The following is a 25,640-nucleotide window of genomic DNA, read 5'->3' as shown; positions in this document are numbered from 1 at the left end:
ATTTTTAAAAAAGAGCTACCCCGTTCAACAAGGACCGTTGAGAAGGGATAGCTCGCCAGCATCCAGGACCCGTTGCCCGCCTAGATAAGCCCGGACTTCATAAGCAATCGTCGGACGATTATGGCTGCCTCTGCTTTGGATATATAGGTTTTTGGAGCCAGCTCGGTACCCGTCATGCCGACAATAATGCCTGCTTGCAGACAGTCGATGACGCTGCTCTTCGCCCAACCCGAGATCAGGCCTGCGTCAATGAACGCACTTAATGTTTGTTCAGCGGAATCGGAAGTGGAAGCCAGCTTCGCCTTAAGCCCTGTCAGCTTCATTGCTTTCGCTATGATTTCAAAAGCTTGCTCGCGAGTAATGAAGTCCGCCGGATGAAACTTGCCGTCCGCGAGCCCGCTGATCAAGCCATAGGTGTACGCCGTGTTAGCCGAGCAGTTGAACCAATCCGCGCTGTTAACGTCCGGGAACGGAGTTATGCCGCTTTGTGGCTTCAGCCCAAGGCCTTTCACGATAGCATCGGTATATTCAGCGCGCGTGATCGATTGATTTGGGTTAAAGCATCCCGAGCTATTGTCTTGGATGATCATCCGCGAGCCCAGATCATTCACGGCTTCTCTCGCCCAATGACCCGCCATGTCGGCGAATTGGGCCGAATGCCCTACGAGCACGAACCGGCTGTTCGTCAAGCTGTTCACTTTGGCGTAATACCTGCCGCCCTCGACAACGACCTTCGTCGGCACATGACGGGTATCCCCGTCCGCCTCGATGACGACAGCAGTCGTTATTTGCGAACAATCAACGCCTTCCGGCACTGCAATCGTTCTTTCCACATAAGACTCGAACGAGGTCACCTCGATCGTTTTGTTGCGATAGGTTGCTTTTACAGTAAAATGGTTAGGATGCACGAGGATTGTAAATTCGCCAGCGATTGCCGCTTGTTCGGCAAGCTGTTCCGATTCCGCGGTCGAGGCGGCGATTTCAACCTCAAACACGATTTCTTGAAGTTTGGTCTTCTTCCCGAACTGATTCAATAGAGGGGCTGTCTTAATCTGACTCACCGGCAGCATATACGATGCTATATCGGAATGCATAACAAGAATTGTCTCTTTTTGTTTCCTTTGGTTGACCATTTGACCACTGAATTGACCTACCATAACATCCGCTCCGTTATTGCCGGAATCGTTACTGTTGCATGGCGGCTTTCCGCCGCAAGCTTCTCTTCCAGTATCGTAAAAGCAGTATAACAAAGGTCGCTAAATGGATTCTAAAACAAAAAAAAAGGCCCTCCAACCTAATCATTTAGGTTAGAAGACCTGATCATTTTCCCTTGCTCATAGCAGCGGACCATACTTTCAGTAGGCCCAATATCAAGCTCGTCTTGAATGAGCGCCACGAATGACTCGTAGTATCGCTGACGAGCTTGCCAATCGTTCAGTCGCTCATAGCCTTCCAGAACAAGCATGCATAGATCCTCGGAATATGGCGATTTCTCATGCGCGGACAATAGCCTGTTGACTGCTTTCCTCACGAGGCCTTGGCTTATTTCGTAGCTTGCAAGCTTGGTAACGAGATGAATATATTTGTCTAGCAATCTGCTTCGGTAGATTTCCGCCCAGTCATAGTCCAGTCCGTCAAGATAGTCGCCTCGATAAAGCGCAAGAGCTCTGTCGACATGAACAACTTCGATCTCGGACATCATCGATTCGGAGCTGTCCGAATGAAGGTCGAATTCAGCCGTGTCGACCTTGACCTCACCCAGCACCAACCGATATTTGTCTAGAGCGTACTCGATCGCAAGAGTTGTCCCCCACTCTTTGAACAGCTTGCGGATTTGGGATACGGACGTATGAAGATAGGTCAACGCTTTGTCATACGGATAGCCTTGCCATATCATGTCCAATATCAATTCCTTCGCAACCCAGCGATCCGGCTGCATAAGCATATAAGCGAACAGCTCCTGCGCTTTAGCCGTCTTCCACTTCAGAACCTGCGTCTTGCCGGATTCGTATTCAAGTGACAAACCGCCGAAGCAGCGCACAATAAGCCGATCCGATGAAATCGTCTCGCGGCTCGGAACCCTTTTCTCGATCTGATTCAGCGTTTTGGCGAACCGCTCCTCCTCGATCGGCTTTAACACATAGTCCAAAGCCTGCACCTCGAAAGCCTCGATCGCATATTGGGAGTATGCGGTTATGTACACAATCCGTATGTCCCCCGGCATTTGGCCAATGTAAGCGCCTGCCTCTAGTCCATTCATCTCGGGCATCCCGATATCTAGAAAGGCTACATCGACTGGCGATTCAGCCAAATGATCCAGCGCCGCCTTCGCGGACGTATATTTCCCCTCAACCCGGAAGCGGCCGTCGGCTGCAAGCAGCATTTCCAGATGGTACAGCGCGGGCTTCTCATCGTCTACCAATATGCAGGTTAACATCTTGATCCCCCTTTGACGCTTCGTAATCTCTCATGGATGATCTAGGCAGCTTGAAGCCGACTTCCGAACCGACAAGCGGCTCGCTGGCTACATGGAGTTCTTCTCCGTAAAGCGAGCGCAGTCTTCTATTAATATTCACTAGACCGACGCCCGAGCCGGAACCCGGCTTCTCTACGAATAGATTCGTAAGCTGCTCGCCCGACATCCCTACGCCGTCATCCGATATAAGCACATGAAGCGCCTCTTCCGACTCCCATACTTTAATCTTAATCGTACCGCCTGCCGCCTTTTGCATAATGCCATGCCTAACCGCATTCTCGACTATCGGCTGAATCGCAAGCGGGGGCAACAGGAGATTCGGGCTCGCCTCGATCTCGTATTGCACTTGCAGACGTTCTTCGAAACGAGCTCCTTCCAGCGTCAAATATGCTTTGATCAACTCAAGCTCCTTCTGCAGCGGAATAAGCTTATCATGACTTTGAAAATCGAAGCTGCCTCGCAAATAAGTGCTTAATTCGGTAAGCAGCTGTGTTGCCTTGCTTGGATTTACTTTCGACATATAAATAATGGTGTTGAGCGAGTTGTATAAGAAATGAGGCTTGATCTGCGCCTGCAGGAAGGCCATCTCCGTACGCACGGCGTTTTGAGCGGAACGCCGCAGCTCAATTAACGTTCGCACTCTCGCACGAAGCTCGCTTGCTTCGACCGGCTTGCTTAAGAAGTCATTGATTCCGGAACGAAAGGCGAGCTCAATCTCTTCCGCCCGCCCACGTGCAGTCAGCATCAGGACAGGCAGCTCGGATAGCGAATATCTGAGCCTGATCGTTCTGCTAAGCTCAAGGCCGGACATTTCCGGCATCATCCAATCCGTAATGACCAATTCAACCTCCGCGCGATCGGTTTTGTCCAACATTACCAGAGCTTCGGCACCCGTCTCGGCGGCAATGACGTCGTAATCGTCCATGATCAGAATATCGCGCAGCACTTGCAAATTGATCGGATCGTCGTCAACAATAAGGACCAGTCCTCTGGCGGCCTCCTCTTTCGATGCGGCAGCTTGCTTCATGGTAACTGCGACTGATGAATCGGATTCCAGAGTCGGAACGATGATCGCCGGTTGATGGCTTTGGCTGTAGCCACTGTAGCCGCTGTAGCCCGCCTCATCGACTGCAGAGGATGAAGCAGCTGGCACGGTAAACTTAAATACGGCTCCTCTGCCAAGCTCCGACTCCGCCCATATCGTTCCGCCTCCAAGCTCGACCAGTTTCTTCGTAATGCTAAGTCCAAGTCCCATTCCCGCAGGATTGTAGACGTCGTCTACGATGTGCAGCGTTTCATTAAAGGAAAGAAATATAGTCTCCAGCCGGTCCGGCGCGATGCCGATACCGGTATCCGCTACGGTAATGACGATCATGGGCCCTTCGACATCGGCGGATATCGTAATCATTCCTTCGCGCGTGAACTTCACGGCGTTGCCGATCAAGTTATACAAGATCTGCTGCAGTCGATCCTCGTCTGCCCGCAATAGCGGCAATTCATCCGGCCATTGCTGCACCCATTCGAGCTTCCGGTTGCCGACCGAATGACGAAATACTTCTAGAATCGTGGAAACGATTGATCGGAGCTCGACATGTCTTTGCTTGAGAACGACGTCGCCGTTCTTCAACTTCGCCCAATCCAGAATATCGTTAACGAGCAAGGATAGCCTTTTGCCCGAAGCCATAATAATCGATAAATGATGCCGCTGCTTCGGATTCATGTCCCCAGCGATGCCTTCCATCAGCGACGATGCCATATTGACGATGCCATGCAAGGGCGTCCGCAGCTCATGCGACGTATTGGCCATAAAGTCGTTTTTCAGTTCGTCAAGCGTTAGCAGCTTCTGGGACAACTGCTCCACCTTGCGGAATGAACCCGCATACCGGTATGCGAAGTGAAACGCCTGCGTCATGACGAACAACAAGATGCCGTAAGAACTAAGCAATTGGTTCTCCATGAGACCGTATACGTTCATCAGGTTAACCGCGACTACGACCATAATACTGATACCATTCATAAGCATGAACAGCACGTTCATGGAACGAAAGCGCAAGCTTCCAGCCATCAAAAAGACGACATAGAGAAATAGGCCGATATTAAGCATGTATATCGCGGTCCCCCACTGGGAGAACAAAAACGGAGAGATCGTAAGTGCGATGAGCACTTGAATGCCGCTTGTCCACTTCACGATATGCATCACGCGTCTGTTTGCCATCGCTGGAGAATCCGTTGCTATGTAATGTACGATGAAATAATAGACGAGTGTAGTCGCTATCAACTGCAGTCTCAGCACCAACTCGTAAGGTGCGGAAGGAAGTATAAAGCCGATCAGCTTCTCTCCATGAGTAAGCACATAGACAAGAGCCGCTACCGCGAAGCCGCCCAAGTATAGCACTTGCTTTTCCTGTCTCCGCAGCCGGTACAGCACGAAGAAATACACGATGGACACCATGAAGCAGACTGCCGTCAAAATATCGCCGAAGGCGTTCGCATCCCTGCTTCTTAATATCGATTTATAGTCGCCGAAGGTGATGGCGTACACCATGCCGCCCGACGCATAGCTGTAGTTCGCCACTTGAACGATAACCTCGACTTCGCCGCCGCTTACCGTGAACACGCCTACATAGGGAATGTTGTCCTGCGTACCTTGCTTGCTTGACTTTCCAGGCACGCCGCTGGCGCCGACTTCCGTTCCGTTCACGAAAATCCGGTTGGAGGAGCGGATATTGTTCGTCTTAATGCCATAGACCGTCTCTCCCTGATCCTCCACCATCACACGCAGCCGATACGTCGCATACCCGTCCGCTCCCGTCTCCCCCGCCTGAGCCATGTAATGATTCCAAATACCCGGCACCTCTACGATGTCATCTGCGACCGGATTCGAAGCCGTTTCCCCATTTTTGTGAAAATCGCTCGGCGTCAACAGCTGCTCCTTATACAATTCCCACTCGCCCTTGAGAGGAGCTATTCCGTTCTCCTGAAAATCCCATTCTCGCAAATCAAGAACGCCGGCTTCGGACGATGGATACATCGACGATTTAATCAATTGATTCGTAATCCAATAAATCGGAAACGCAATAACGACGAATCCGATCAACAGCGCAAGCGCCAACTGTTTTCGCATTGAAGTCTCCTTGACGTCTTTTACAAGTTAAAATATAGCTTACGCGTATTCAGCACGCCTTCAACACCGGGGTGGGTCACTGCGCTACCTGCTGTTCGCTCCATGTCCAGAACTTAGCGGCAAGCTCCGGGTCAGCGCCCCGCTTCGATACTTGCACAGGCTTGCGATCGATGTAGTAAAGTCCCGTCGACGCTCCGCCTGCCTCGCTTGAGGCCAAGTATATCGCGGTATCCGCTCCCTTGAGCGGAGTACGGAAGAACGGACGCACCATTCTGAGAACCGTCTTGCCGAAGCCCGTCGTCCGGTCAACGCCGATATTCGTGCCTACCGCTCCGGGGTGGACGCTATTAACCGTCACATTCGTGCCGGCAAGACGCTTTGCCAGCTCCCTCGTGAACAAAATGTTCGCCAGCTTCGACTGCGCGTACCCTTTTGCCACATTGTAGCCTTTCGTTAAGAAAGGATCGTTAAAGTGAATCCGGCCGGCCTTATGCGCCCCCGAAGAAACGTTGACGATTCGGCCTTGCGGCGCGGCCTTCAGCAAATCTAGCAACTCATGAGTGAGCAGAAAATGTCCTAAATGATTGACGCCCAGCATCGACTCGAAACCGTCCTTCGTCGTCGCGCGCTTCAAGGAAACGACGCCGGCGTTATTCACAAGCACATCCAATCGTCCATAACGTTCCTTGAACGCTTGCGCGAAGCTGCGGATGCTGGCCAAGTGGCCGAGATCGCATAACATCAGCTCGATCTCGGCGCCTCCGCAAGCAGCGCGCGCCTGCTCCAGCGCCTGCTTGCCCCGCTCCTCGCTGCGGCAGGCCATAATGACTTTAGCCCCCATCTTGGCAAGCTCAACGGTCGTTGCGAAACCCATGCCTGAATTTGCTCCGGTTACAATGACCAGCTTTCCGTCCATATTTCCCAATTCTATTCGCCTCCGTTAACTCTTATTTTCTACAGCTTATCATTGTCGTTCATCCGTTGTCTCATATATTCGATGAAAGCACGCACTTGGGGCGATAACTGCTCCTCGTCTCGATAGGCTAGACATATTTGCCTGCGATTCACGTAGCTTGGCAGCTCGCGCATGACGAGCTCACCGGCCTTAATCTCCCGCGCTACGCTGCGGCGCGGCAGGATACCGATTCCCATATTGCACTTCAGCGCCTCCTTGATCGTTTCGATCGCGCCCAGCTCCATAACGGCTGACCACTGGAGTTTGGCTTGATCAGCCCACTCATCTGACAGCGTACGCGAGGTTGTTCCTGTCTCGTGCAAGAGAAAGGTTTCCTCTCGAAGATCGTCGATTGAAATATCCTTGTAATCCACAAGCCTATGCTGCGGAGACATGAGCAGTTGAAGCTCATCGGTCAATAACGGGAGTACGATTAATCCTGCTTCATACGTATGTCCAAGGGAGACGATCGCCGCATCAATCTCATAATTATGCAGCATCGCAAGCACCGATTCAGCCTGCTTCACGTTCAGCATTAAGCTCGCCTTCGGATACAAGCTTCGGAACTCGGTTAAATAGGACGGCAGCACATAGGTCGCCGGCGTATAGCTGGCCCCGATCCTAAGCTTTCCTTCTCCTTGCTCCCGCCGCTCAGCCATCGTCTGCTTAGCTTCGTCCATGAGATAGACGATCCGTTTGGCGTATGGGAGAAGCTCGGCGGCGGCATCGTTCGGATGAAGGCTGCGCGAGCGCTTGCGGAACAGCTCGACACCCAGCTCCTCCTCAAGCTTGCGCAGATGAAAGCTGACCGTCGGCTGTTTGAGTCCGAGCTTGCCCGCGGTTTCGGCTAAAGTCTTCCCCCCGCATACTTCCAAAAACACTTTCAACTGCTGCACATTCATTATTCCGCCCCCATCAGCCTTCTTCTCTTCGTTTATTTTAATATAGATAAAATCTATATGAACATCAATATTCATAGAGCATATTTAATAAAATCTGAAACTCTACTTTACGCCCGTCTAACAAACGATTGCTACATTTAACTTGTACGAAAATAGATTATCGGAGGGAAACACAGAAAATGAATAAAACGTGGAGTCGTAAATTGGGGTTCTTGTTATTAGCAGCTGTCATGATCGTAATCGCCGCATGCGGCAACAACGGCACGAACAATGCCGGCAACAACAGCAACGCTGCTGGGGGAGAGGCTGCAACGAACGCGCCGACCACTGAAGCGCCTGAAGCAAGTCCCGAAACCGTCCAAGACGCAGGAACGCTGACCGTCTACTTAAATGATTTTGATGAAATGATCGTTCCTCTGTTCGAAGAAGCGACAGGTTATAAAGTCGAGGTAGTTGTCGGCAACGGCGCAGAGATTATGTCCCGTGTCGAAGCAGAGAAAGGCAATCCCCATTGGGACGTACTCTGGCTCGACTCCATGCCGTCCATCCACAGCTTAGGGGCTAACGGACAGCTGCTTGAGGGCTGGACACCGAATAATGCGGCTAATCTGACGGACTTCGCGAAAGCTTTCGTCCCGGAGAAGCAGTGGTACTTCCCTACCGGCGCGCATGCAGCAGGCGTTATCGTTTATAACAAGGACAAAGTCAAAGCCGAAGATGCTCCGAGTACGTGGGAAGCATTCGCAGATGCCAAGTACAAAGGCATGCTCGGCATGGCCGACCCTGCCGTCGCTGCGCCTGCTTATCCGTTCGTATCGTGGTTTTTCAATGAAAAAACGTTGGATGGCGGCAAGGAATACTTTAATTCTCTCATGAAAAACGATCTGCATGTGTACCCGAAAAACCCGAACGTCGTTAGCGCGCTGACATCAGGCGAGATTACAGTAGCTGCCTTGCAGGAAAGCAATGCCTACAAAATGAAAAACGACGGCGAGCCGATCGAAATCATTTGGCCTGAAGAGGGAGCCCCTGCATCCGTTCGCGTAGCCGCAATCCAAAAGGATACGAAAAATCCGAATGCAGCCAAAGCATTCGTCGAGTTTCTGCTTGATGCCAAGACGCAGCAGGCGCTCATCGATCAAGGCGAGGAAAGCTACTTCGAGCCGTCCGTTAACGGCGTACAGCCGAAAGCGGATCGCGCTGCCGGAGCGAAGCTGGTAGCTACAGAAGCAGCATGGGCATCCGAGAATGAAGCGGCGATCAAGCAATGGTTCGCCGACCAGTCCGTGCAATAGCGATGGGACACATCATTAGGGATCGTCTCGGATGGTCCGTCAGCATTATTTTGTTCATTCTTGTTCTCTATCCCTTGGCAGCAGTCATGATTCAGGTGCTGCTGCCCGGGGTTTTCTTCGGCAGCTGGCAGCTAGGCGACGTTAAGCTTCTATTGGAAATTTTCCACCGCCCGCTTTGGCAGAAGTCGCTTGAGAACTCCGTTCTGCTCGGTGTCGGCACAACGGCTCTTGCCGCAACGCTTGGCGGCGTACTCGCCATGATTCGCTCGGCTTGGTCGTTCCCGACTGCCAAGCTGCTGGACGGTGCCGTATGGCTGCTGCTCATCACGCCTTCCTTTATATTGGCGCAAGGCTGGGTACTGTTTGCTTCAGGCAACGGGATCGCCGCAGGTGTGCTCGGATGGGATTGGGTAACGGACGCCGTCTTCCAGCCCATGGGACTTATTGCCATTATGACGCTTAGCAAGTTCCCGTTCGCTTATCTCAGCGTACATGCCGCCATGGAGTGGAAGGTCGATCAGCTGTCACACGCAGCAAGGTTAAGCGGAGCAACGCCCTTCACCGTCTGGCGAACCGTTCAAGCACCGCTGCTCATGCCATCCTTTCTTGCGGGAGCGGCGCTTGTATTCATGGATACGATTGGCGACTTCGGGCTTCCGGCCTCTATCGCCGCCGTCTACAAGTTTCCGACCTTGCCTTACTCGATCTATTCCGCGATCTACACGTCGCCAATCCGGTTCGACATGGCCGGCGTATTGTCGTTCTACCTTGTCGTGCTGATCGGCATCGCCATGTTCGTCCAGTTCTATGCGATGCGGCGCGCCCGCTTCGACTTCCTGTCTGCCCGCGCCGTGCCTTCCGTGCCGAAGCCCGCCGGCAAATACGCGGCTCCGCTAGCGATCGCGAACATCTTGTTCTTATGCGTCGTTATTGGCATACCGTTCGGCGCAAACGCCATGATGTCGCTGCTGAAGCAGCAGTCTGGCGGACTATCAATGAGCAATTTGACGCTCGATCACTACCGGAAGCTGTTCGAAGGCTCGCAAGAGCTGCTCAGCGGGCTTGGCCACTCTTTAATGATAGCGGCAGCAGCCGCTTTGCTAGGACTGCTCGTCGGTCTAGGAGTCGCTTATGTGCTCAGCTACTCGCAGTTCCGTTACAAGCGGACGATCGAAGTATTCTCTATCGTTACGCTGGCCGTTCCGGGCGTCGTGCTTGGCATCGGATATATTTTCGTATGGAATCAACGCTGGCTCTCTTCCATCGGCCTGCTGCTGTACGGCACGCCATGGATTCTTGTCCTTGCCGCGATTGCAGGCGCCATCCCCGTCATAACGCGGCTTATGGTCGGAGCAATGGCCAAAGTACCGCATAGCTTATTAACAGCGGCTCAGCTTCAAGGCGGATCTTTCTTCAGCCGGATTCGTTTCATTCTTATCCCGCTTATTCGCGGCGCTTTGCTCTCTGCGGGACTGGCGGCTTTCGGCTCAAGCGTATTCGATCTTGCCGTTAACTCGATCTTGTTCCCGCCGAATTTTATGACGCTTCCCGTCTCTATTAATAAGGCGTTCGAAGACTTGGACTTCGGGTATGCTTCAGCCGCTACCATTGTCGGCTCTATTATTGTCATTACGATTATTCTGGCGATTGAGCTGCTGCTTCGCCGCAAAGAGGTGCGACTATGAACATGAATCTATCAGCTATTGCCATGGAACAGCTTCCTGCTCCCACCGAAACCAATCCTAAGCCGCAAGCGGCAATGCTGCTGGAAGTAAGCCGACTAACGAAAAACTACGGCTCCTTCCAAGCGCTTAGAGGCATTTCATTCGATATGCGCCAAGGTGAAATCATTAGCGTGCTCGGCCCTTCAGGATGCGGCAAGTCGACTCTGCTTCAGCTTGTCGCCGGGCTGGCCAGTCCCGATGAAGGCCACATTAAGTTGGACGGCCGCGTTATTGCGTCTAACAAAAGCATGCTCCCGCCTGAGAATCGCGGGGTAAATATGGTATTCCAGGATTATGCGCTTTGGCCGCATATGAACGTCACCGAAAACATCGTTTATGGCCTTCGGAGACAGCGTATGGATCGCCGCGACATCGATCAGCGGTTGACGGAATTACTGGAGATGCTCCATCTGGAGGGGCTGGAGCATCGGCTGCCCCCGCAGTTGTCCGGCGGTCAGCAGCAGCGTGTTGCGATCGCGAGGGCTTTAGCTACCAGACCGAACCTAATGCTGCTCGATGAACCGCTCTCCAATCTCGATATGAGGCTGCGCGTCGAGATGCGTACCGAGATGGCCTACTTGTTCCGCAAGCTCGGCATCAGCGTCTTCCATGTCACGCATGACCCGGATGAAGCGTTCGCTATGGCTGACCGGCTGCTCATCTTGCGAGCGGGCGGAATCGACCAATTCGGGACGCCGCAGCAATGCTACAGCAAGCCTGCCAGCCGGTGGGCTGCTTCGCTGCTCGGCGCCATTAACGGCCTGCGCGGGACGTTCGTCCATACGCCTCAGGGGGCTGCGATACGGATGGGCGATCGTTTGCTGCATGGCATAACACCTAACGCTGACGAACATTTTATCGAAGGAAGCGAAGCCATTCTGATGTTCCGGCCGGAAGAAGCGACGATCCTTCAAGACGTAAATGTCGAAATCAGCAACGCCTTGCAAGCGGTCGTGCTTCATTGCACTTTCGAGGGCATACGCTGGCGGTCGGTCGTTCAGACCCGGGAGGGGCAGAAGCAGAAGCTGTACGTCTTGCATGAGGAGCCGTTGTCTCCCGGTGACCGCATTGCGGTCAACCTAAGACCAAGCTCCGCTTTCATATACAACTTTGAGGAAGAAAGGTAGACGATCGATTTTGCCCAAAAGCAGACTGCTTGCCATATCCGATATTCACGGACATCAAGACGCTCTTAATCAGTTATTGCAACAAGCAGACTATGACTCTAGCAGTGATCGGCTCATTTTGCTGGGAGATTATATTAACGCAGACGATGAATCCTCCTACGGAACGCTTGATCAAGTCCGTCATCTAGTCTCTCATGGAGCAATCGCGTTGCTCGGCAATCAAGAACTGAGGCTTGCCAAACCACGTAACGGGGAGTTGCGATTCCCTAAGCAATGGTCTTGGCTAAGCTCGCTGCCCCTATATACCATTCAAGATCACTTTTTACTTGTGCACGCAGGAATCCGTCCCGGCATTCCGCTCGAACGGCAGAGCGTCCGCGATCTGACGGAAATTCGCGACGACTTCATCCGATCCAAGTCCGAACGGTTCGGCGAAGAGGGACGTTATACGATCGTGTTCGGACATACGCCAACCCATCGCCTGGGGACCCCGCCAGGGAAACTCTGGTATGGCGACAACCGAATCGGCATCGATACGGGCGCCAAGCATGGCCACCGGCTAACGCTCGTCAATCTGCATGAAGGCATCAGCTACGGCTGCTCTACGGCGCCAGCTTTATAAGCATTGTTGTTAGCAAATGAAAACGAGCCGGAAGCTCTCTTGTTTCCCATAGGAGCAGCTCCGGCTCACGCCTTGTCCTTACATGAATTTTCCGTAATTTTTGATTACAACCTCCGTGCTGCAGCTAACCTCTATCCTCGGGTACACCTCGTCCCAATTCAAGCTTTTCCATTCCGCATAGCTCATGCTGTTCCTGACATGCTTCCCGATGCCTAAGCTGTCGGCTTTATGCTGCTGCATGTTGGCAATCAACTTCTTCGCCTGCAGCGTTACATACTCCGCTACCAGCTTCTCCAGCTTATGGCGGTCTTGATCTTCGCCAATCTTAAGAGCGCCGACGTATTCCAGTACGGAGCCCTTGACGACCATTCGGATTTGAACGCGGGGTACGCCGTCTCCCCCATGAGTGACCTTGATTTTCCGGCTGCTGACCATCGAGCTGAACAACAACCGTTCATTTCCCAATCCGGCTTTTTTCAGATCGATGCTCATCTCGCCGCGTCTGAAGTTCTGGCGCAAAATCGCGAATATTAGTGCGTCGTCAGCGTCGATTCGGCTTACATAGCGATCTCCCTGGAACAGGGCAATGCCGTCCAAGGCAATGTTCTTGCCCTTCTGCTTCAATATGGGCGCAACCGAATCAACGCCGTCGTCATAGAAGTCTCTTGTAAAATCGTACAAGGTGACCGTCGGAATCATCATGACGGAAGCTTCCTTATCCAGCATGCGGTCCATATACTGACCCGGCCTCGGATGCTCCGGATATCGTTTAATGAGCAGCTCATAGACGCTTCCGTTAACGATCGTGATCTTCACGCGCTGAGATATGGCCGGATCGCGCAAGAGCGTATCGATATGCTCCCGAAGCCCTTTCTGGGCAAGCGTGACTCCGAACAGCGTATTGCGGGTTTGTCCGCTGACGAGCGAAAGCTCGGTTTGTCTCGAAAATTCGATTCTCGCTTCCTTGCTCGACGCCACGACGGCCGACATCGTCTCCCGTTTGATTTTTCCTTCCGGATCGGCTTTCGGAACGGCAATCGTCACTCGCAGCTTATCCTTCTCCCCTTCGTTCTCCGCCGGAACGAGATCATATCCCGTGGAATGGATGAAACCCATCTTCTCCAGTATTCTCTCGTCTCCGCAGCCCGTGAGCAGCAGAAGCGCCGTAAACGGCAGAAGCCACGCAAGCTTGCGCAGGAGGGTCATTGCCTTGCTCTCTTGTTCACGAGCAGAATGGCGATCAGCATGAGAGGAAGGCCGAACGCAACACCCGTCTCCGTATATCCCAAATATTGAAGCCACTCTCCTATCTCGGGAATTGTATCCGGTATCCAAGCAACGAAGAACACCGCAATAATGATTATGAAAGTGATCAGATTATCCTTTACTTTCGGCACCATCCGTTTCACCATTTCCTGCGATGCCCACACGTACATAGCTATCGTCGCGACCGTCGTGAACAAGAAGAACGCGAACAGCAGGTTGTCAACGCGTTCAATGAACGGCAGATTAACATACGACAGTAGGTCAAGCATCGGATAGACCATCAGCTTCAACTGATCAAAGCTGTAAAATCCGAAGCATATGAAGCAAATGAGCGTATAAGTAAATGCGGTCATTAAATTGCCGTATTGCACCGCCCTCATAAATTTTTTGCTTTTTTCAACGTAAGGAAACAATAGGATGCAAAGCTCGTATCCAATGAAAGAAGTGAATACGCTCATCCCCCCTTGTACAAAATGCGTCTCTCCGGTAAAGAAAAATGGGGTCAATCTTGCCCATTCGAAGTCTCTTACATAAAATAATAAAATCAAATACATCCATGATGTCACCCAATAGAAGGTCGTAAGCGCCTTGGAGATGTTATAGATGCCTTTGATGACGAGAAAATAAACGAGAATATCGACCAGCAGCTTGACCAGCATGACATGTGTTGTGCTTAACGACACCATTTCGAAGATAGATACGTAGTTTTTGGCGACTATGCAGCCCGTGGTTGCCCATAAGCAAGCCAAAAACGCATACAGCGGATACAACAGAAATTTGGGCAAAGACATTTCTAATATTTGAAAAATGGACTTCCCTTTGCCGAAGCGATATACGAGCGAGATGATGAAGATGTTCAGAGCGGCGACACCGGTGAAACCAAGCAAGGCAGCCCACCCGTTGTACCCGAAATTTTCCGCAAGCATACGAGGCAAGCTTAGGACGACAACACCCGTCTGAGTCATATAGGTAAGGATCATGACGTGAAAAGGATAAAGCTTCTCCTTGGCCAACTCCCGTTCTCCCCCTACTGCTTCATTTTGTTTCTGCGCATATTCGGCGATCTAGATATGGTAGGCCTCTCCTTCAGCCATGCGAAAGGCGCTCTCATGAATACATCCTGCCAATCCTTGATTTTCATAGGCGCAACAGGGGACAAATAGGAGGCCTTCAAGCTCGTTAACCCCGACAAGTGGATAACGATCATGATAAGTCCCATCATGAGTCCAAGATTTCCGAGCAGCCCCGCCAAAATAATCAGTCCGAATCGGATAAGACGAATCGATGCGCTCATCACATAACTCGGAATAACGAAGGAGGCAATGGCCGAAGAAGCTACGGCGATGATCAATATATTGCTTGTAAGTCCCGCTTGAACGGCCGCTTGGCCAATAACGATACCGCCGACGATGCCGATCGTTTGACCGATCTTGGTGGGCAGTCTTGCTCCCGCTTCCCTTAGCAGCTCGATAGTCGATTCAAGCAACAGCGCTTCGTATATTGGAGGAAAAGGCACCCTTGAACGCGATTCCGTTAACGTTAGCAGCAAATCCTCCGGAATCATCTCATAATGAAACGTCGTTACGGATACATACATCGCCGTGAACGTCACCGTTATAATAAAAGCCACAAACCTTAACAGCCTGGTCGCCGTCCCTAACATCCATCGCTGATAGTAATCGTCTGGCGAAGAGAAAAACTCGAAGAAAGAAGCAGGCGCCGAAATAACGGAAGGGCTGCCATCGACGATTACAATGATCCGGCCGGATATAAGCTTCGATACTGCCGCATCGACCCTCTCGGTCGTTGGAATAAGCGGGAATATCGAGTTGGGAAAATCTTCGATATATTGAACGAGCATATTGCCGTCCAATACCGCATCGATCTCGATCTTCGAAATCCGCGAATGCAGCTCGTTAACATACTCCATATTAGCCAAATCCTTAATATAGAGAACATATACGCTCGTTTTTGTAACCTCGCCAACCTCTAGCCTCATCGTTTTCAGATGCGAGCTTTTGACCCTTCTCCTAACCAAAGCTAAGTTGGTCTCCGCGACTTCGTTGAACGAATCATGCGGACCGGTAATGATCGCTTCCGTCTCCGATTGTTCAATCGAACGGGAGTCAGGCTTAGAGACGTCGACCACATAACTGCTGTTCTCAAAGAAGATGGCTACCGCTCCATCTAATATAGCCTTAATGAAAGGTTTGTTTTCATTGATCTCAACATATTGGGAGTGGTTGAGAAGCCGTCTAGCCTCATCGCTGCTCGCATTCGAGAAGGGCACGGTAACATCTCTCGTGAAGTGATCGCTCCCGACCAAATGCTCGAAGAATAACATCTCCATCCCAATTTCGGGAAATGTATAATGCACGAAGTCCACACAATCATTAAACTCTTCCAACGTATGCTGAAGCGTAGGCTTCATGTTGTCCTTATCGTTCTCGGATTTCGATAAAACCATAAGTCGTCAACTCCCGCCCGTATAGCTATTAACTACCTTAATTTGAGCTTCAGGCAGGATATTTATACCAAAGCAAAAAAAAACGCACGGAGCAGGATTGCTGCTCCGTACGGTTTTGCAAATGGTATATTAAGCCGTTGCTCCTCGCAGCATGCTCTTCATGTAGTTGCCGCAAGCAAATAGGAAGTAAATCGTTTGCATCGCAATGTAGATGCCGATAACAACGAAAGAATAGATCCAATTGGACGATTCCATTAAGTTGTCGAGCGACTTCATCGCGAATAAAGTATGGACGATGCCGACGACGCATGGGACAAAGAAAACGATGCCGATCTGCGTCACTACGATTTTGCGTATTTCTGCTCTTGTCATTCCGATTCGGGACAACGACTTGAACTGCGCCTGATCCTCCTGCATCTCCGTGAACAGCTTGAAGTAGATCATGCTGCCCGATGCGATAAAGAAGAGCAGCGCAATGAACATGCCGATGAATAAGGTAAGGGAGATCTCTTCCGTAGATGACGCATAACGGATCGAACGATCGAAGTCCGTCTGCGGAAGCAGTTCCTCCGGCACAAGCTGCTGCAGCTTCGCGGCTGTTTCGCCCGCCTTCTTCCAATTGCTAAGTTCGAACGCATAAGTGACAAGAAGCTTGTCATCCGGTACGCCGGACAGCAATTGGGCGAACGACAAATCATCCATGACTACTGTGACATAATTTAGGTTGGTCGTGTTCATGACCGTATTATTGATCGCTTCAGCCATTTCGAAGTTATGCTGAACATCGTTCACCTTGCCGGTCACCGTTCCGCTGCCGAATGGATTGACGTTGTAGATTGGAACGGATAATTTCACCGTCCCTTCTTTTAACGTTTGAATCGGCTCCCCGACGCTTTCGGCCAACTTATTGTAATCGCTAAGGCTAATGATTTGAGCGCCGCCCCAGCTCGAATCATAAGTTCGTTCAACCTCACCGGACTTCACGACCGGATCGGTCAGCTTCACCCCTGTGAACTTCGCTTCGCGGGTTACCTTGAACCCATCCTCATGGAGGATATCCTCCATCTTCTTCGGTTCGATAACTTCATGACTGTTCAAGCCTTCTTCGATATAAACGATCGAGTACGGCGACCGCTCCACCATTTGTTTCGTCGTACCGATTTGCAAAATATAAACGGCGCCCAACGCCGTCATAATAACCGCGCTTAACAACGACACCGTGAACAAGATGCGGGCATTATCTTTTATTTTATAGCCTAACTGCGCAAAGACGATCATATTCGTTCGTTTGTAATAAACACCGTGGCGCTTCTGAATGAATCGTAGAAACAGGACGCTAAGCTGCGTGAACAGAAAATACGTGCCGATGACAACCGAGACAAGAACGATAAGCGGACTCGTCAGTCCCGCGGAGGTCTCCGGGTTCATCGAGAGTGCGACGCCATAAGCCGTAACTAGACAAGCGATTGCCAGTGCGACCAGCCATTTGGAATAGGCAAGCTGTCCCTTCGGCTTACGCGCCGCGTTAAGCAAATCGATAATTTCATTTCGTCCGATCCGAAGCGCCGTCCACAATGAAATGACCATAAATAAGAGGAAGAAGCCTCCTCCCGTCATCCATACGGCCTTCAGCGGCACCGCGAATGGGATCGTCTCGTCCATGTCGAGAAGGACGCCGAGCGCCATAAAGAACAGCTTGCTGAACAGCATGCCTAGTCCGATGCCTACGGCAATTGCCAGTACCGCGATCGCTGCATTTTCGTAGATAACGAGGCGTCTAAGCTGCGCCTTCGTCATGCCGAACAAGGAGAATAATCCGAATTCCTGTTTCCTCGTCTTCAGGAAAGCAGAATTGGAGTAAAGAACGAACAGGAACGAAAAGATAACGATCAAGTATTCACAGAACACCATGCCTCGGCGCACCTTCGCAGCCGCCATAATATTTCCGTTAACGACGTCCGGATGAGCTAGAAACGCTGCATAGATGTAGAAGATCAGAACGGAAAATACGCTGCTAAGGAAAAACGCGCTGTAGGATCGCCAGTTGCCTCTAATATTGCTAAGCGCGAGCGAACGGAACGTCATCGAAGTTACCTCCCAGCACGCTAAGCGCATCTAATATTTGTTGGAAGAACGCTTGGCGATTCGCTCCCCGTCTAATCTCGGAGAAGAACTTGCCGTCCTTGATGAACACGATGCGCTGGCAGTAGCTTGCCGAGAACGGATCATGCGTCACCATCAGAATAGTAGCTTTGTAACGCTCGTTCATATCCTTCAGCGAATCCATGACATCCTTCGCCGCTTTGGAGTCGAGGTTGCCCGTCAGCTCGTCGGCTAATACGAGTGAAGGTTGATGGATGATGGCACGCGCAATCGCGGCACGCTGCTTCTGGCCGCCAGACACCTCGTAGGTCCGCTTCTCCAATATCGATGCAATCTGTAGAAACTCCGCAATCGGAGCCAGCTTTTGTTCGATAATCTTAGGAGTCATTCCTTCAAGTACGAGCGGTAAAATAATATTTTCCTTAATCGATAATGTATCGAGCAGGTTGAAGTCTTGGAAGACGAAGCCAAGCTCGCGGCGGCGGAACAGCGCCAGCTTCTTCTCGTTAAGCCTGCTCGGATTGACTCCATTAATCTCGATCTGCCCGGAAGTTGGACGATCGATCGTAGCCAGCAGATTCAGCAGCGTTGTCTTGCCGCTGCCCGAAGGGCCCATGACGCCGACGAATTCTCCGGCTTCAACCTGCAGCTCAATATCCTCCAGCGCTTTGTATGCCACATTTCCTTTGCTGCTGTATATTTTGCCTAGCCCTTGTGCTTTTAGTACGCTCATGCTTTGTTCCTCCCAGAAACATTATTTTCATTTGTATAACCCAAGTATAGCTGCTGGGAGTGCCCTGACCCATCGATTTACCTTTCATCTAATCGATCTTACCTTACAAAAATGTCATGTTTATCGGCCATTAACGATCACTTATGATCCTGGGCGATCTTATGTATACCTTGCGAAACGAAGCTGACCATGAACGTTGTCCCTTTGCCTGCCTCAGACGATACCGACAGCGTATGCCCTAATCGGGAGCACACCTGCTTCGTCAAGTATAAACCCATGCCCGTCGATTCACCCGTCGTCCTGCCGTTCTCCCCTGTAAAGAAAGGCTCGTAAATACGGGAAATGTCATGCGCCGGAATGCCGATACCTTCGTCTTGGATCGATAGCATCGTCGCATTGACTCCCTTCGGTTCAATCCGAAGAAGCAGCGATTTCGATCCCGGCTTATTTTTGCTGTACTTGATAGCATTGCTTATGAACTGATTCAATACAAAGGTCATCCATTTGGGATCTGTCTCTACCCAGGCCTCGCCATCCAGACGCGGGAAGATGGAATAACGAATGCATAGCCGTTTATGGGCATTCAGCACGGAACGAGCAAGCTCATGAAGCGCCGTCCGCTCGATCCGCAGATCGAATTCGAATTTATCGATGCGCGCGGAATAAAGCATCATCTCCAGCCCGCTCGTAATACGTTCCGTTTCCTCCTGCACACTTGCAGCGAATTGCCGCTGATCCTCCGGTGTGTGCTGAGATTGTCTTAGCGCTTCTTGTGACAGCAGGTCAATGACCGATACCGGCGTCTTCATATGATGCACCCATTGCAGCGCAAAATGATTATGCAGCTCTTGCTGGCGGCGATACTTGCCCAGCTCGTCCAAGTAAGCTCGGTGCTGCTCCTCCAATAATTTGGCGGCCAGCCTCTGCTCCTTCGTAACGGCCTCCTGGACAATAGCGGTAGTAAATAGACCATCCGAGCGTTCAATCGCGATTAATAATTGCTTGTAATAGGGGCGCATTCGCAAATAATCGAATACGAGCCATAACGTTAAGAAAAATAAAGCCAGTACGACAAAATAAATAACGGTGTTCAATTCGATCATCTTCAGCTTCGAATAACGTTCCCGTTCCAGCAGCAGCATAAAAACGGATAAAAAAATAATGAATAAATTCACGAGAATATAGAAGAGCCTGTCCTTCAAAAAAACAACCAGCGTCACCCGGTTCATGACGTTACTCCTTCTGTTTCTTCTGGCAACACAAGCTTATAGCCTTGACCGCGGATCGTTTCGATCGCTCTAGGCAGTGACAGCTCCTCCAGCTTCTTGCGAAGACGGGTGACGTTGACCGTTAACGTATTATCATCGACGAATTGAACATCGTCCCATAATGTCTCGAGCAGTTGCTCGCGGGAAGCGATTAGACCGAAATGCCTCATTAAGCACTCGGCAAGCAGCTGCTCGTTCTTGGTTAACTCCACTCGATTCCCGTTCCATTCCAGCTCATTCCTGCTCAGGTGTAATCGCAGACCGTGCACTTCAAGCTCCGCACCGCCGCCTGATGCAGCCGTACCTGCTGAACTGCTCATTCCCGCTGCCGCATATTCACCGTATGCGCGCCGCAGCACGCCTCTCACCTTCGCCATGAGCAAGTCGAGATGAATCGGCTTCGTTATGTAATCGTCCCCGCCGTTCTCAATCGCCATCACCTGATCCATCTCGCCCGCGCGGGCGGAGATGAATACGATTGGCATGCTGGATCTTGCCCTTATTTGGCGACACCAATAGAAGCCATCGAAGTAAGGCAAGTTAATGTCCAGCAATACCAGATGGGGATCGAAAGCGACAAGCTCCGGCAGCAAATCGCGGAATTGCGAAGCGCTGGCGGCTTCAAAGCCGTATTTCTCCATGTTGTTTTTCAAAATCGCGGCTATCTTCGCATCGTCCTCAACGATGAATATTCGGTACATAAATAATCCTCCTGCATCATAATAACTATTACACTTACGATAGCAGGATACATAAAGCCAAGCAAACTATTCCATCCAGCTCGTCTGCGGCTTGAAGACCGCCTCAATTCCTCTGACCGGCGCCGGAAACGGCAATCGATATTCAAAGTTATAGGCGAGCACCGTCACAAGCGACAGCATAAGCACGAACACAACGACCGCCTTCTTCTTCCTTCTTACATAAAGTCTTGGCGCTTCGAACAGCAGCAGGACAACAACCGCGATACATACGAACAACAGCATTAGGGATTCCTCCTAATCTAACGAATTCTGTAGGATGGGTTGCCACCGCATCCGTTCATCCATCAGCATCCATCTATTGGAATATCGTTAGATTGTCCACATTCCCTTGATCTATGCTATTACGCCAAAAAAGCCCTGCACTTACCGCACTTAGCGCGCAGTTTGCAAAGCTTCTCCATGTTGAGTCTGTAGTTAGGCTATTCTATACGGCGTAAACAATGGCTCCAGCGCTTGATGTTTCTTCATCGGCTTCCTGTTGCGTGTTGCCGCTATGCTCCGCTTTATCGGTCTCTAACATGTATACCGTCTCGCTGACGAACATAACGATAATCGCACCGATAACAAGCAGCATCTTAACCGACGTCGATCGGCTGCCGACCCTTTTCACCGTGTAATCAGGGTCGAAGCTCCACTTGCTGTTATCTTTGCCCGCAGTACGGGCCGTTATGCCGCAAGCGCAAGTGACTGGGGATTGGAATTGATAGCCTTCGGCTACGGAAGTGTATTGGCTCTTCTGAACCGTATGTTTCTTACCGCATGACGTACAGCCTACTTCGATAAAATGCCCATAATCCTTAATAAATTTCATTTGCGGTATCCCCCACGATGTCTGAATGTCTACGATTATTACATTAACTTGTCCAATTTATGTTTGTTCAAAACAAAAATCCTCCGGCGCGTGCATCGGTAACGATACACAGCTCCGGAAGATTATTACAGAGCGTCTATTAACATTCTCCTGCAGCTGCTGGCTTGCCTGCGTCGGCTGCCGTCCGGAATGAGCTTCCGCAACCGCAAGTTGCGCTCGCGTTCGGATTCTCAATCGTGAAGCCTCCGCCCATTGCAGACTCCTTGAAGTCAATAACGAGTCCGTGCAAATACTTGACGCTGTCGCCGTCAACAACAACTTTGAGCCCTTTAAGCTCTAGTTCGTTGTCGCCGTCATGGTGTTCATCATCGAAGCCCATGCCGTACGAGAAACCGCTGCAGCCGCCTTCTTTGACTCCGATACGTAGGAACATATCCGGTGTTCCTTCCGCATCGAGCATTTCTTTTATTTTGTCAGATGCCGTGTCACTAATCGTGATCATGCTACATCCCTCCATTTGCTTGTCTGTGCTTGCTTGGCACTTCACTTACTTATCCATAGTATACTCCTATTCATTCCGTTGCTCAAGAGCAACCCGCACAGCTAACATCATTTTGGGATTGCCCGTACTACGTATGAGGTTTATAATAGTTACAGCTTCTTCACCGGAAAATCATGTACCTTTTTTCACAAACCACCTCAAAGATATGGAGGCTATGCAATGAATATCGTAATTCCGTCAGAAAATACGCAAATGCAAAGCATCATCGAAAAAGTGCGTCATGGCCAAAGACTATCGCTGGAGGATGGCGTTTTCTTATATCAATCGGATGATTTGCTCACCATTGGCCAATTAGCGAACGAAGTTGCAATGCGCAAAAACGGCAAGAAAGTGTATTTTATCGAAAACATGAGCCTTTATTTCACGAATGTGTGCGAAGCGCACTGCGCCTTCTGCAACTTCCGCAAGGACGAGGGCCAAGATGGGTCTTATACGTTGTCCGGTCAGCAAATGATCGAATACGTGGAGCAGCATTTCCATCCCGGTGTCCGCGAATTCCATATTGTTGGGGGACATAATCCGCATGTGCCGTTCCAATATTATGTAGACTCGCTTGCCGCGCTGAAGCAGCGTTTCCCTGAAGTAACGCTCAAAGCCTACACCGCTGCGGAGATCGACTTTTTCTCGCGTATAAGCGGTCTTACCTACAAAGAAGTGCTGCAAGAGCTCATGAAGGTAGGTCTTGAATCGCTTACGGGCGGCGGCGCAGAAATTTTGTCCGATCAATATCGCAAAAAAATGCGCGTAGACAAAGCCGACGTTTCTCAGTACCTGGATGTGCACCGGACTGCTCATCAGCTTGGCTTACGTACGCATACAACGATGCTTTACGGTTCGATCGAGACGAAGGAAGAAAGAATTCGCCATATGATGCACGTACGCGAGCTTCAAGATGAGACGAACGGCTTCCTCGTATTCATACCGCTGTCCATGCAGCCGATTAACCCGCGTGCCGGCATTCGCCGCCGCAACTCGGCTTTCGAGGATTTGAAGACGATCGCGATCAGCCGACTCATGCTGGACAATATTCAGCATATCAAAGCGTATTTCATCAATATCGGCGTGCAGCTTACGCAGGTTGCGCTGACGATGGGCGCATCCGATGCGCATGGCACGATCGTGAAGGAAAAGATCAGTCATGCGGCAGGCGCTCTTACGCCTGAGGGCATTACGCGCGAGGATCTTATCTGGCTCATTAAAGGTGCCGGCCGGATTCCTGTTGAGCGGGACACGTTCTATAACGAAATCAAGGTGTACGAGTAAGGAAATAGACATAAAAGGGCATACTGTATAATCATCATCTAGAAGTGTGGAGATGGAATCATATGAGAAAAATAGTTATTTTGGGTGGAGGCTATGGCGGACTCGCCATAGCTAATGAATTATTAGAGAAACAAGTACCTCATGACGTATCGATCGTATTGGTCGACCGCATGCCATTCCAAGGACTCAAAACCGAATATTATGCATTGGCGGCAGGAACGGTATCCGATCTGGAGCTGCGGGTTAAGTTCCCTGTAGACCCGCGTATATCGTATGCTTACGGAGAAGTGAGTGATGTCGATATGGAGCAGCGTCTTGTGTATATAGACGGACATGATCCCATCGCTTACGAATGGCTTGTGATCGGACTTGGCTGCACCGACAAGTATCATGGAATCGAAGGCGCAGAACAATATTCAACGAGTATTCAGACATTCTCGGCAGCTAGAAGAACATATGCTCAGCTGAATGACGTTAAACCTTATGGACAAGTGACTATTGTAGGCGGCGGACTTAGCGGCGTTGAAGTAGCCGCGGAGCTGCGCGAGAGCCGTCCTGATCTCAACATCCGTATTTTGGACCGCGGACCGAAAGTATTGTCTGCTTTTCCTAGCAAACTTCAATCTTTCGTAGCCGAATGGTTTACGGAGCATCAGGTGGAGATGAGAGGAAATATCGCAATTACGAAGCTTGAATCTGGGGCGTTGTATGATTCCAATACATCGAGCCTTATTTATACCGATGTAACCGTATGGACGGCAGGCATTCAGCCCGTTCCGCTCGTACAGCGAATGAATCTTCCTAAGGACAAGACGGGTCGTCTTCTTATTAACGAGCACCATCAGCTTCCGGACTATAATGACGTATTCGTCGTCGGCGACTGCGCATCGTTGCCACTCTCGCCTAGCGGCCAAGCAGCCGGCGCGCAAGGCAAGCAGATCGCCGAAGTGCTTCAAGCGATCTGGCATGACAAGTCGCTGCCGCATCTCGGCAAGCTCAAGCTGAAAGGCGTGCTTGGCTCGCTCGGCAAGAAAAGCGGCTTCGGCCTCATGGGAGGTACAGCGATTATGGGCCGGGTACCGCGGCTCGTTAAGAGCGGTGTGCTCTGGCGCTCTAAGCGTCATCTAGGTTAATTACAGCGCCGCTTACAGGTCGTCTAACAGCTTGTCGAGCGCCTCGCGATCGGCTTGCTGTTGCTCCAGCGACTTCAGGATATTGTCATAGAGCTCGTCTACCGTTTCAGCAGACACGATCGTTCCGTCAACCAGTGCGAATGGGTTATTGTAGCATTCACCGCAATTGCCTAAGCAACCGTACTCGATGACCTCGAATGTATCGTCTTCCTGAAATTTTGCCATAATACGATCAGTTCCATGATGCATGTTGCTGGCACAAAATTCAATCATTGGTTTAAACATAATAATCACCTAACTTTACTCAGTTGCTAACCATTTTCAATTGGTTCACTTTGTACTATAATAGGGGAGAAAGGAGATGATTGCAATGAGTGAACAAGTACAAGACACAATGTACGATGAGGTTCTTGACGTATTAGATAAGCTTCGTCCGTTTTTGCAACGGGACGGCGGCGACGTAGAATTGGTCGATGTCGAAGACGGTATCATTAAGCTTCGCCTTATGGGCGCTTGCGGCAGCTGCCCGAGCTCCACGATCACGTTGAAGGCGGGTATCGAACGCGCACTGCTTGAAGAAGTTGAAGGTGTCGTTGAGGTTGTTCAAGTATTCTAGGAATACTTGATCACGTGATACACCCTTGAATGTCGAAGAGTCTTATCCCGCAAGCATGGCCGAGTGTACGCTCGCCGCTTGGTGATAAGACTCTTTTTTTTATTAATTACGGCCCTGCGCCGCGCTGTGTCGTGCTCCGTTCGTTATATTATAACGAATAGAGCGCACCACCGGGTACATGGCTCATTAGTTGCATTTCATCGAACTATTCTCGGCCGCCATACTGTTGCGAGCACAATAGTTGCGTTTCATTGAACTAATTCGACCGATTCGCCGCCAACACACCAAACTCGCCCGTTTAGATGCTCCAAATCGAACTAAATAGGTCTTCCGCTTCGTACAAGACAAATTAGTTGCCCAGAATGACACTATAGCGTATTAACCAGCTTTTTGGAGCGTACCGCATCATGCCGAGCATTGCTCACTACTGGG

23 protein-coding genes are annotated in these 25,640 nt (G+C 50.7%); 7 read left to right on the top strand and 16 right to left on the bottom strand.

Annotation, left to right across the window (positions count from 1 at the left end; translation table 11 throughout):
- Positions 1–80: 80 nt before the first annotated feature.
- From AC1DF0_RS10735 to AC1DF0_RS10715, 5 genes are all read right to left on the bottom strand, one after another.
- The gene (locus AC1DF0_RS10735) at positions 81–1,094 is read right to left on the bottom strand and encodes an S-layer homology domain-containing protein (protein WP_477573914.1); all 1,014 of its coding nucleotides are present in this window, start codon (positions 1,092–1,094) and stop codon (positions 81–83) included.
- A 200-nt stretch (positions 1,095–1,294) separates the two neighbouring features.
- Complete coding sequence (locus tag AC1DF0_RS10730; protein WP_442051728.1) at positions 1,295–2,437, bottom strand: response regulator; 1,143 nt, start codon at positions 2,435–2,437, stop codon at positions 1,295–1,297.
- Positions 2,409–5,600, bottom strand: coding sequence for an ATP-binding protein (locus AC1DF0_RS10725; protein WP_477573913.1), 3,192 nt, complete (start codon positions 5,598–5,600; stop codon positions 2,409–2,411). The genes AC1DF0_RS10730 and AC1DF0_RS10725 overlap by 29 nt, the downstream gene beginning before the upstream one ends.
- 76 nt (positions 5,601–5,676) lie before the next feature.
- Positions 5,677–6,516 (bottom strand): SDR family NAD(P)-dependent oxidoreductase, encoded by an 840-nt coding sequence (locus tag AC1DF0_RS10720; RefSeq protein ID WP_475823845.1) that lies wholly within the window; start codon positions 6,514–6,516, stop codon positions 5,677–5,679.
- 38 nt (positions 6,517–6,554) lie between these two features.
- Positions 6,555–7,457, bottom strand: a complete 903-nt coding sequence (locus AC1DF0_RS10715; RefSeq protein ID WP_442051725.1) for a LysR substrate-binding domain-containing protein — start codon at positions 7,455–7,457, stop codon at positions 6,555–6,557.
- 179 nt (positions 7,458–7,636) lie between these two features.
- Between AC1DF0_RS10715 and AC1DF0_RS10710 the strand changes: the two genes are divergently transcribed.
- From AC1DF0_RS10710 to AC1DF0_RS10695, 4 genes are read left to right on the top strand one after another with little or no spacing between them, the layout of a single operon-like run.
- Entirely contained in the window at positions 7,637–8,752 is a 1,116-nt protein-coding gene (locus tag AC1DF0_RS10710; protein ID WP_442051724.1) for an extracellular solute-binding protein, read from the top strand.
- A complete protein-coding gene (locus AC1DF0_RS10705; RefSeq protein WP_477573912.1) occupies positions 8,725–10,437 on the top strand; it encodes an ABC transporter permease in 1,713 nt (570 codons plus the stop codon). Before AC1DF0_RS10710 ends, AC1DF0_RS10705 begins: the two co-directional genes overlap by 28 nt.
- Positions 10,434–11,603 (top strand): ABC transporter ATP-binding protein, encoded by a 1,170-nt coding sequence (locus AC1DF0_RS10700; protein ID WP_477573911.1) that lies wholly within the window; start codon positions 10,434–10,436, stop codon positions 11,601–11,603. The genes AC1DF0_RS10705 and AC1DF0_RS10700 overlap by 4 nt, the downstream gene beginning before the upstream one ends.
- Before the next feature lie 10 nt (positions 11,604–11,613).
- A complete protein-coding gene (locus AC1DF0_RS10695) occupies positions 11,614–12,225 on the top strand; it encodes a metallophosphoesterase (protein ID WP_477573910.1) in 612 nt (203 codons plus the stop codon).
- 78 nt (positions 12,226–12,303) lie between these two features.
- Here the strand turns inward: AC1DF0_RS10695 and AC1DF0_RS10690 are convergent, their stop codons facing one another.
- From AC1DF0_RS10690 to AC1DF0_RS10645, 10 genes are all read right to left on the bottom strand, one after another.
- On the bottom strand, positions 12,304–13,431 hold the full coding sequence (locus AC1DF0_RS10690) for a Ger(x)C family spore germination protein (protein WP_442051536.1): 1,128 nt from the start codon (positions 13,429–13,431) through the stop codon (positions 12,304–12,306).
- Complete coding sequence (locus AC1DF0_RS10685; protein ID WP_442051535.1) at positions 13,428–14,504, bottom strand: GerAB/ArcD/ProY family transporter; 1,077 nt, start codon at positions 14,502–14,504, stop codon at positions 13,428–13,430. The genes AC1DF0_RS10690 and AC1DF0_RS10685 overlap by 4 nt, the downstream gene beginning before the upstream one ends.
- A gap of 14 nt (positions 14,505–14,518) precedes the next feature.
- Positions 14,519–15,958 carry a spore germination protein gene (locus AC1DF0_RS10680; protein WP_442051534.1) on the bottom strand — a complete coding sequence of 480 codons (1,440 nt, stop codon included), beginning with the start codon at positions 15,956–15,958 and terminating at the stop codon, positions 14,519–14,521.
- Positions 15,959–16,087: 129 nt separating this feature from the next.
- Positions 16,088–18,043, bottom strand: a complete 1,956-nt coding sequence (locus tag AC1DF0_RS10675; protein WP_477573909.1) for an ABC transporter permease — start codon at positions 18,041–18,043, stop codon at positions 16,088–16,090.
- Positions 18,018–18,794: an ABC transporter ATP-binding protein gene (locus AC1DF0_RS10670; RefSeq protein WP_442051532.1), complete on the bottom strand. Its 777-nt coding sequence runs from the start codon at positions 18,792–18,794 to the stop codon at positions 18,018–18,020. The genes AC1DF0_RS10675 and AC1DF0_RS10670 overlap by 26 nt, the downstream gene beginning before the upstream one ends.
- Positions 18,795–18,931: 137 nt before the next feature.
- On the bottom strand, positions 18,932–20,023 hold the full coding sequence (locus tag AC1DF0_RS10665) for a sensor histidine kinase (RefSeq protein ID WP_477573908.1): 1,092 nt from the start codon (positions 20,021–20,023) through the stop codon (positions 18,932–18,934).
- The gene (locus tag AC1DF0_RS10660; RefSeq protein WP_477573907.1) at positions 20,020–20,763 is read right to left on the bottom strand and encodes a response regulator transcription factor; all 744 of its coding nucleotides are present in this window, start codon (positions 20,761–20,763) and stop codon (positions 20,020–20,022) included. Before AC1DF0_RS10660 ends, AC1DF0_RS10665 begins: the two co-directional genes overlap by 4 nt.
- A 66-nt stretch (positions 20,764–20,829) precedes the next feature.
- The gene (locus AC1DF0_RS10655) at positions 20,830–21,045 is read right to left on the bottom strand and encodes a hypothetical protein (RefSeq protein ID WP_442051529.1); all 216 of its coding nucleotides are present in this window, start codon (positions 21,043–21,045) and stop codon (positions 20,830–20,832) included.
- Positions 21,046–21,247: 202 nt separating this feature from the next.
- Entirely contained in the window at positions 21,248–21,634 is a 387-nt protein-coding gene (locus tag AC1DF0_RS10650; RefSeq protein ID WP_442051528.1) for a hypothetical protein, read from the bottom strand.
- A gap of 139 nt (positions 21,635–21,773) precedes the next feature.
- The gene (locus tag AC1DF0_RS10645; protein ID WP_442051527.1) at positions 21,774–22,136 is read right to left on the bottom strand and encodes a HesB/IscA family protein; all 363 of its coding nucleotides are present in this window, start codon (positions 22,134–22,136) and stop codon (positions 21,774–21,776) included.
- 219 nt (positions 22,137–22,355) lie between these two features.
- Between AC1DF0_RS10645 and mqnE the strand changes: the two genes are divergently transcribed.
- Together mqnE and AC1DF0_RS10635 are read left to right on the top strand one after the other, a co-directional pair.
- Entirely contained in the window at positions 22,356–23,459 is a 1,104-nt protein-coding gene (gene mqnE, locus AC1DF0_RS10640) for an aminofutalosine synthase MqnE (RefSeq protein WP_477573906.1), read from the top strand.
- Positions 23,460–23,521: 62 nt separating this feature from the next.
- The gene (locus tag AC1DF0_RS10635) at positions 23,522–24,592 is read left to right on the top strand and encodes an NAD(P)/FAD-dependent oxidoreductase (protein WP_442051525.1); all 1,071 of its coding nucleotides are present in this window, start codon (positions 23,522–23,524) and stop codon (positions 24,590–24,592) included.
- Positions 24,593–24,604: 12 nt separating this feature from the next.
- On the opposite strand, the gene AC1DF0_RS10630 is transcribed toward AC1DF0_RS10635, so the two are convergent.
- Positions 24,605–24,865 (bottom strand): YuzB family protein, encoded by a 261-nt coding sequence (locus tag AC1DF0_RS10630; RefSeq protein ID WP_442051541.1) that lies wholly within the window; start codon positions 24,863–24,865, stop codon positions 24,605–24,607.
- Positions 24,866–24,962: 97 nt separating this feature from the next.
- Here AC1DF0_RS10630 and AC1DF0_RS10625 point away from each other — a divergent pair, with 97 nt between their 5' ends.
- The gene (locus AC1DF0_RS10625) at positions 24,963–25,208 is read left to right on the top strand and encodes a NifU family protein (RefSeq protein WP_442051524.1); all 246 of its coding nucleotides are present in this window, start codon (positions 24,963–24,965) and stop codon (positions 25,206–25,208) included.
- Positions 25,209–25,640: the final 432 nt, after the last annotated feature.

It is taken from the genome of Paenibacillus sp. 05T425, from assembly GCF_056396205.1.
This window is presented reverse-complemented; position numbering and strand designations above follow the sequence as displayed.

What these genes read in the sequence shown, in the direction of transcription:
- mqnE (WP_477573906.1), top strand. Translation starts at nt 22,356, where the DNA reads ATGAATATCGTAATTCCGTCAGAAAATACGCAAATGCAAAGCATCATC.
- AC1DF0_RS10690 (WP_442051536.1), bottom strand. Translation starts at nt 13,431, where the DNA reads ATGACCCTCCTGCGCAAGCTTGCGTGGCTTCTGCCGTTTACGGCGCTT.
- AC1DF0_RS10625 (WP_442051524.1), top strand. Translation starts at nt 24,963, where the DNA reads ATGAGTGAACAAGTACAAGACACAATGTACGATGAGGTTCTTGACGTA.
- AC1DF0_RS10645 (WP_442051527.1), bottom strand. Translation starts at nt 22,136, where the DNA reads ATGATCACGATTAGTGACACGGCATCTGACAAAATAAAAGAAATGCTC.
- AC1DF0_RS10660 (WP_477573907.1), bottom strand. Translation starts at nt 20,763, where the DNA reads ATGTACCGAATATTCATCGTTGAGGACGATGCGAAGATAGCCGCGATT.
- AC1DF0_RS10650 (WP_442051528.1), bottom strand. Translation starts at nt 21,634, where the DNA reads ATGAAATTTATTAAGGATTATGGGCATTTTATCGAAGTAGGCTGTACG.
- AC1DF0_RS10720 (WP_475823845.1), bottom strand. Translation starts at nt 6,516, where the DNA reads ATGGACGGAAAGCTGGTCATTGTAACCGGAGCAAATTCAGGCATGGGT.
- AC1DF0_RS10730 (WP_442051728.1), bottom strand. Translation starts at nt 2,437, where the DNA reads ATGTTAACCTGCATATTGGTAGACGATGAGAAGCCCGCGCTGTACCAT.
- AC1DF0_RS10700 (WP_477573911.1), top strand. Translation starts at nt 10,434, where the DNA reads ATGAACATGAATCTATCAGCTATTGCCATGGAACAGCTTCCTGCTCCC.
- AC1DF0_RS10680 (WP_442051534.1), bottom strand. Translation starts at nt 15,958, where the DNA reads ATGGTTTTATCGAAATCCGAGAACGATAAGGACAACATGAAGCCTACG.
- AC1DF0_RS10670 (WP_442051532.1), bottom strand. Translation starts at nt 18,794, where the DNA reads ATGAGCGTACTAAAAGCACAAGGGCTAGGCAAAATATACAGCAGCAAA.
- AC1DF0_RS10710 (WP_442051724.1), top strand. Translation starts at nt 7,637, where the DNA reads ATGAATAAAACGTGGAGTCGTAAATTGGGGTTCTTGTTATTAGCAGCT.
- AC1DF0_RS10655 (WP_442051529.1), bottom strand. Translation starts at nt 21,045, where the DNA reads ATGCTGTTGTTCGTATGTATCGCGGTTGTTGTCCTGCTGCTGTTCGAA.
- AC1DF0_RS10675 (WP_477573909.1), bottom strand. Translation starts at nt 18,043, where the DNA reads ATGACGTTCCGTTCGCTCGCGCTTAGCAATATTAGAGGCAACTGGCGA.
- AC1DF0_RS10635 (WP_442051525.1), top strand. Translation starts at nt 23,522, where the DNA reads ATGAGAAAAATAGTTATTTTGGGTGGAGGCTATGGCGGACTCGCCATA.
- AC1DF0_RS10665 (WP_477573908.1), bottom strand. Translation starts at nt 20,023, where the DNA reads ATGAACCGGGTGACGCTGGTTGTTTTTTTGAAGGACAGGCTCTTCTAT.
- AC1DF0_RS10715 (WP_442051725.1), bottom strand. Translation starts at nt 7,457, where the DNA reads ATGAATGTGCAGCAGTTGAAAGTGTTTTTGGAAGTATGCGGGGGGAAG.
- AC1DF0_RS10630 (WP_442051541.1), bottom strand. Translation starts at nt 24,865, where the DNA reads ATGATTGAATTTTGTGCCAGCAACATGCATCATGGAACTGATCGTATT.
- AC1DF0_RS10725 (WP_477573913.1), bottom strand. Translation starts at nt 5,600, where the DNA reads ATGCGAAAACAGTTGGCGCTTGCGCTGTTGATCGGATTCGTCGTTATT.
- AC1DF0_RS10735 (WP_477573914.1), bottom strand. Translation starts at nt 1,094, where the DNA reads ATGCATTCCGATATAGCATCGTATATGCTGCCGGTGAGTCAGATTAAG.
- AC1DF0_RS10705 (WP_477573912.1), top strand. Translation starts at nt 8,725, where the DNA reads ATGGTTCGCCGACCAGTCCGTGCAATAGCGATGGGACACATCATTAGG.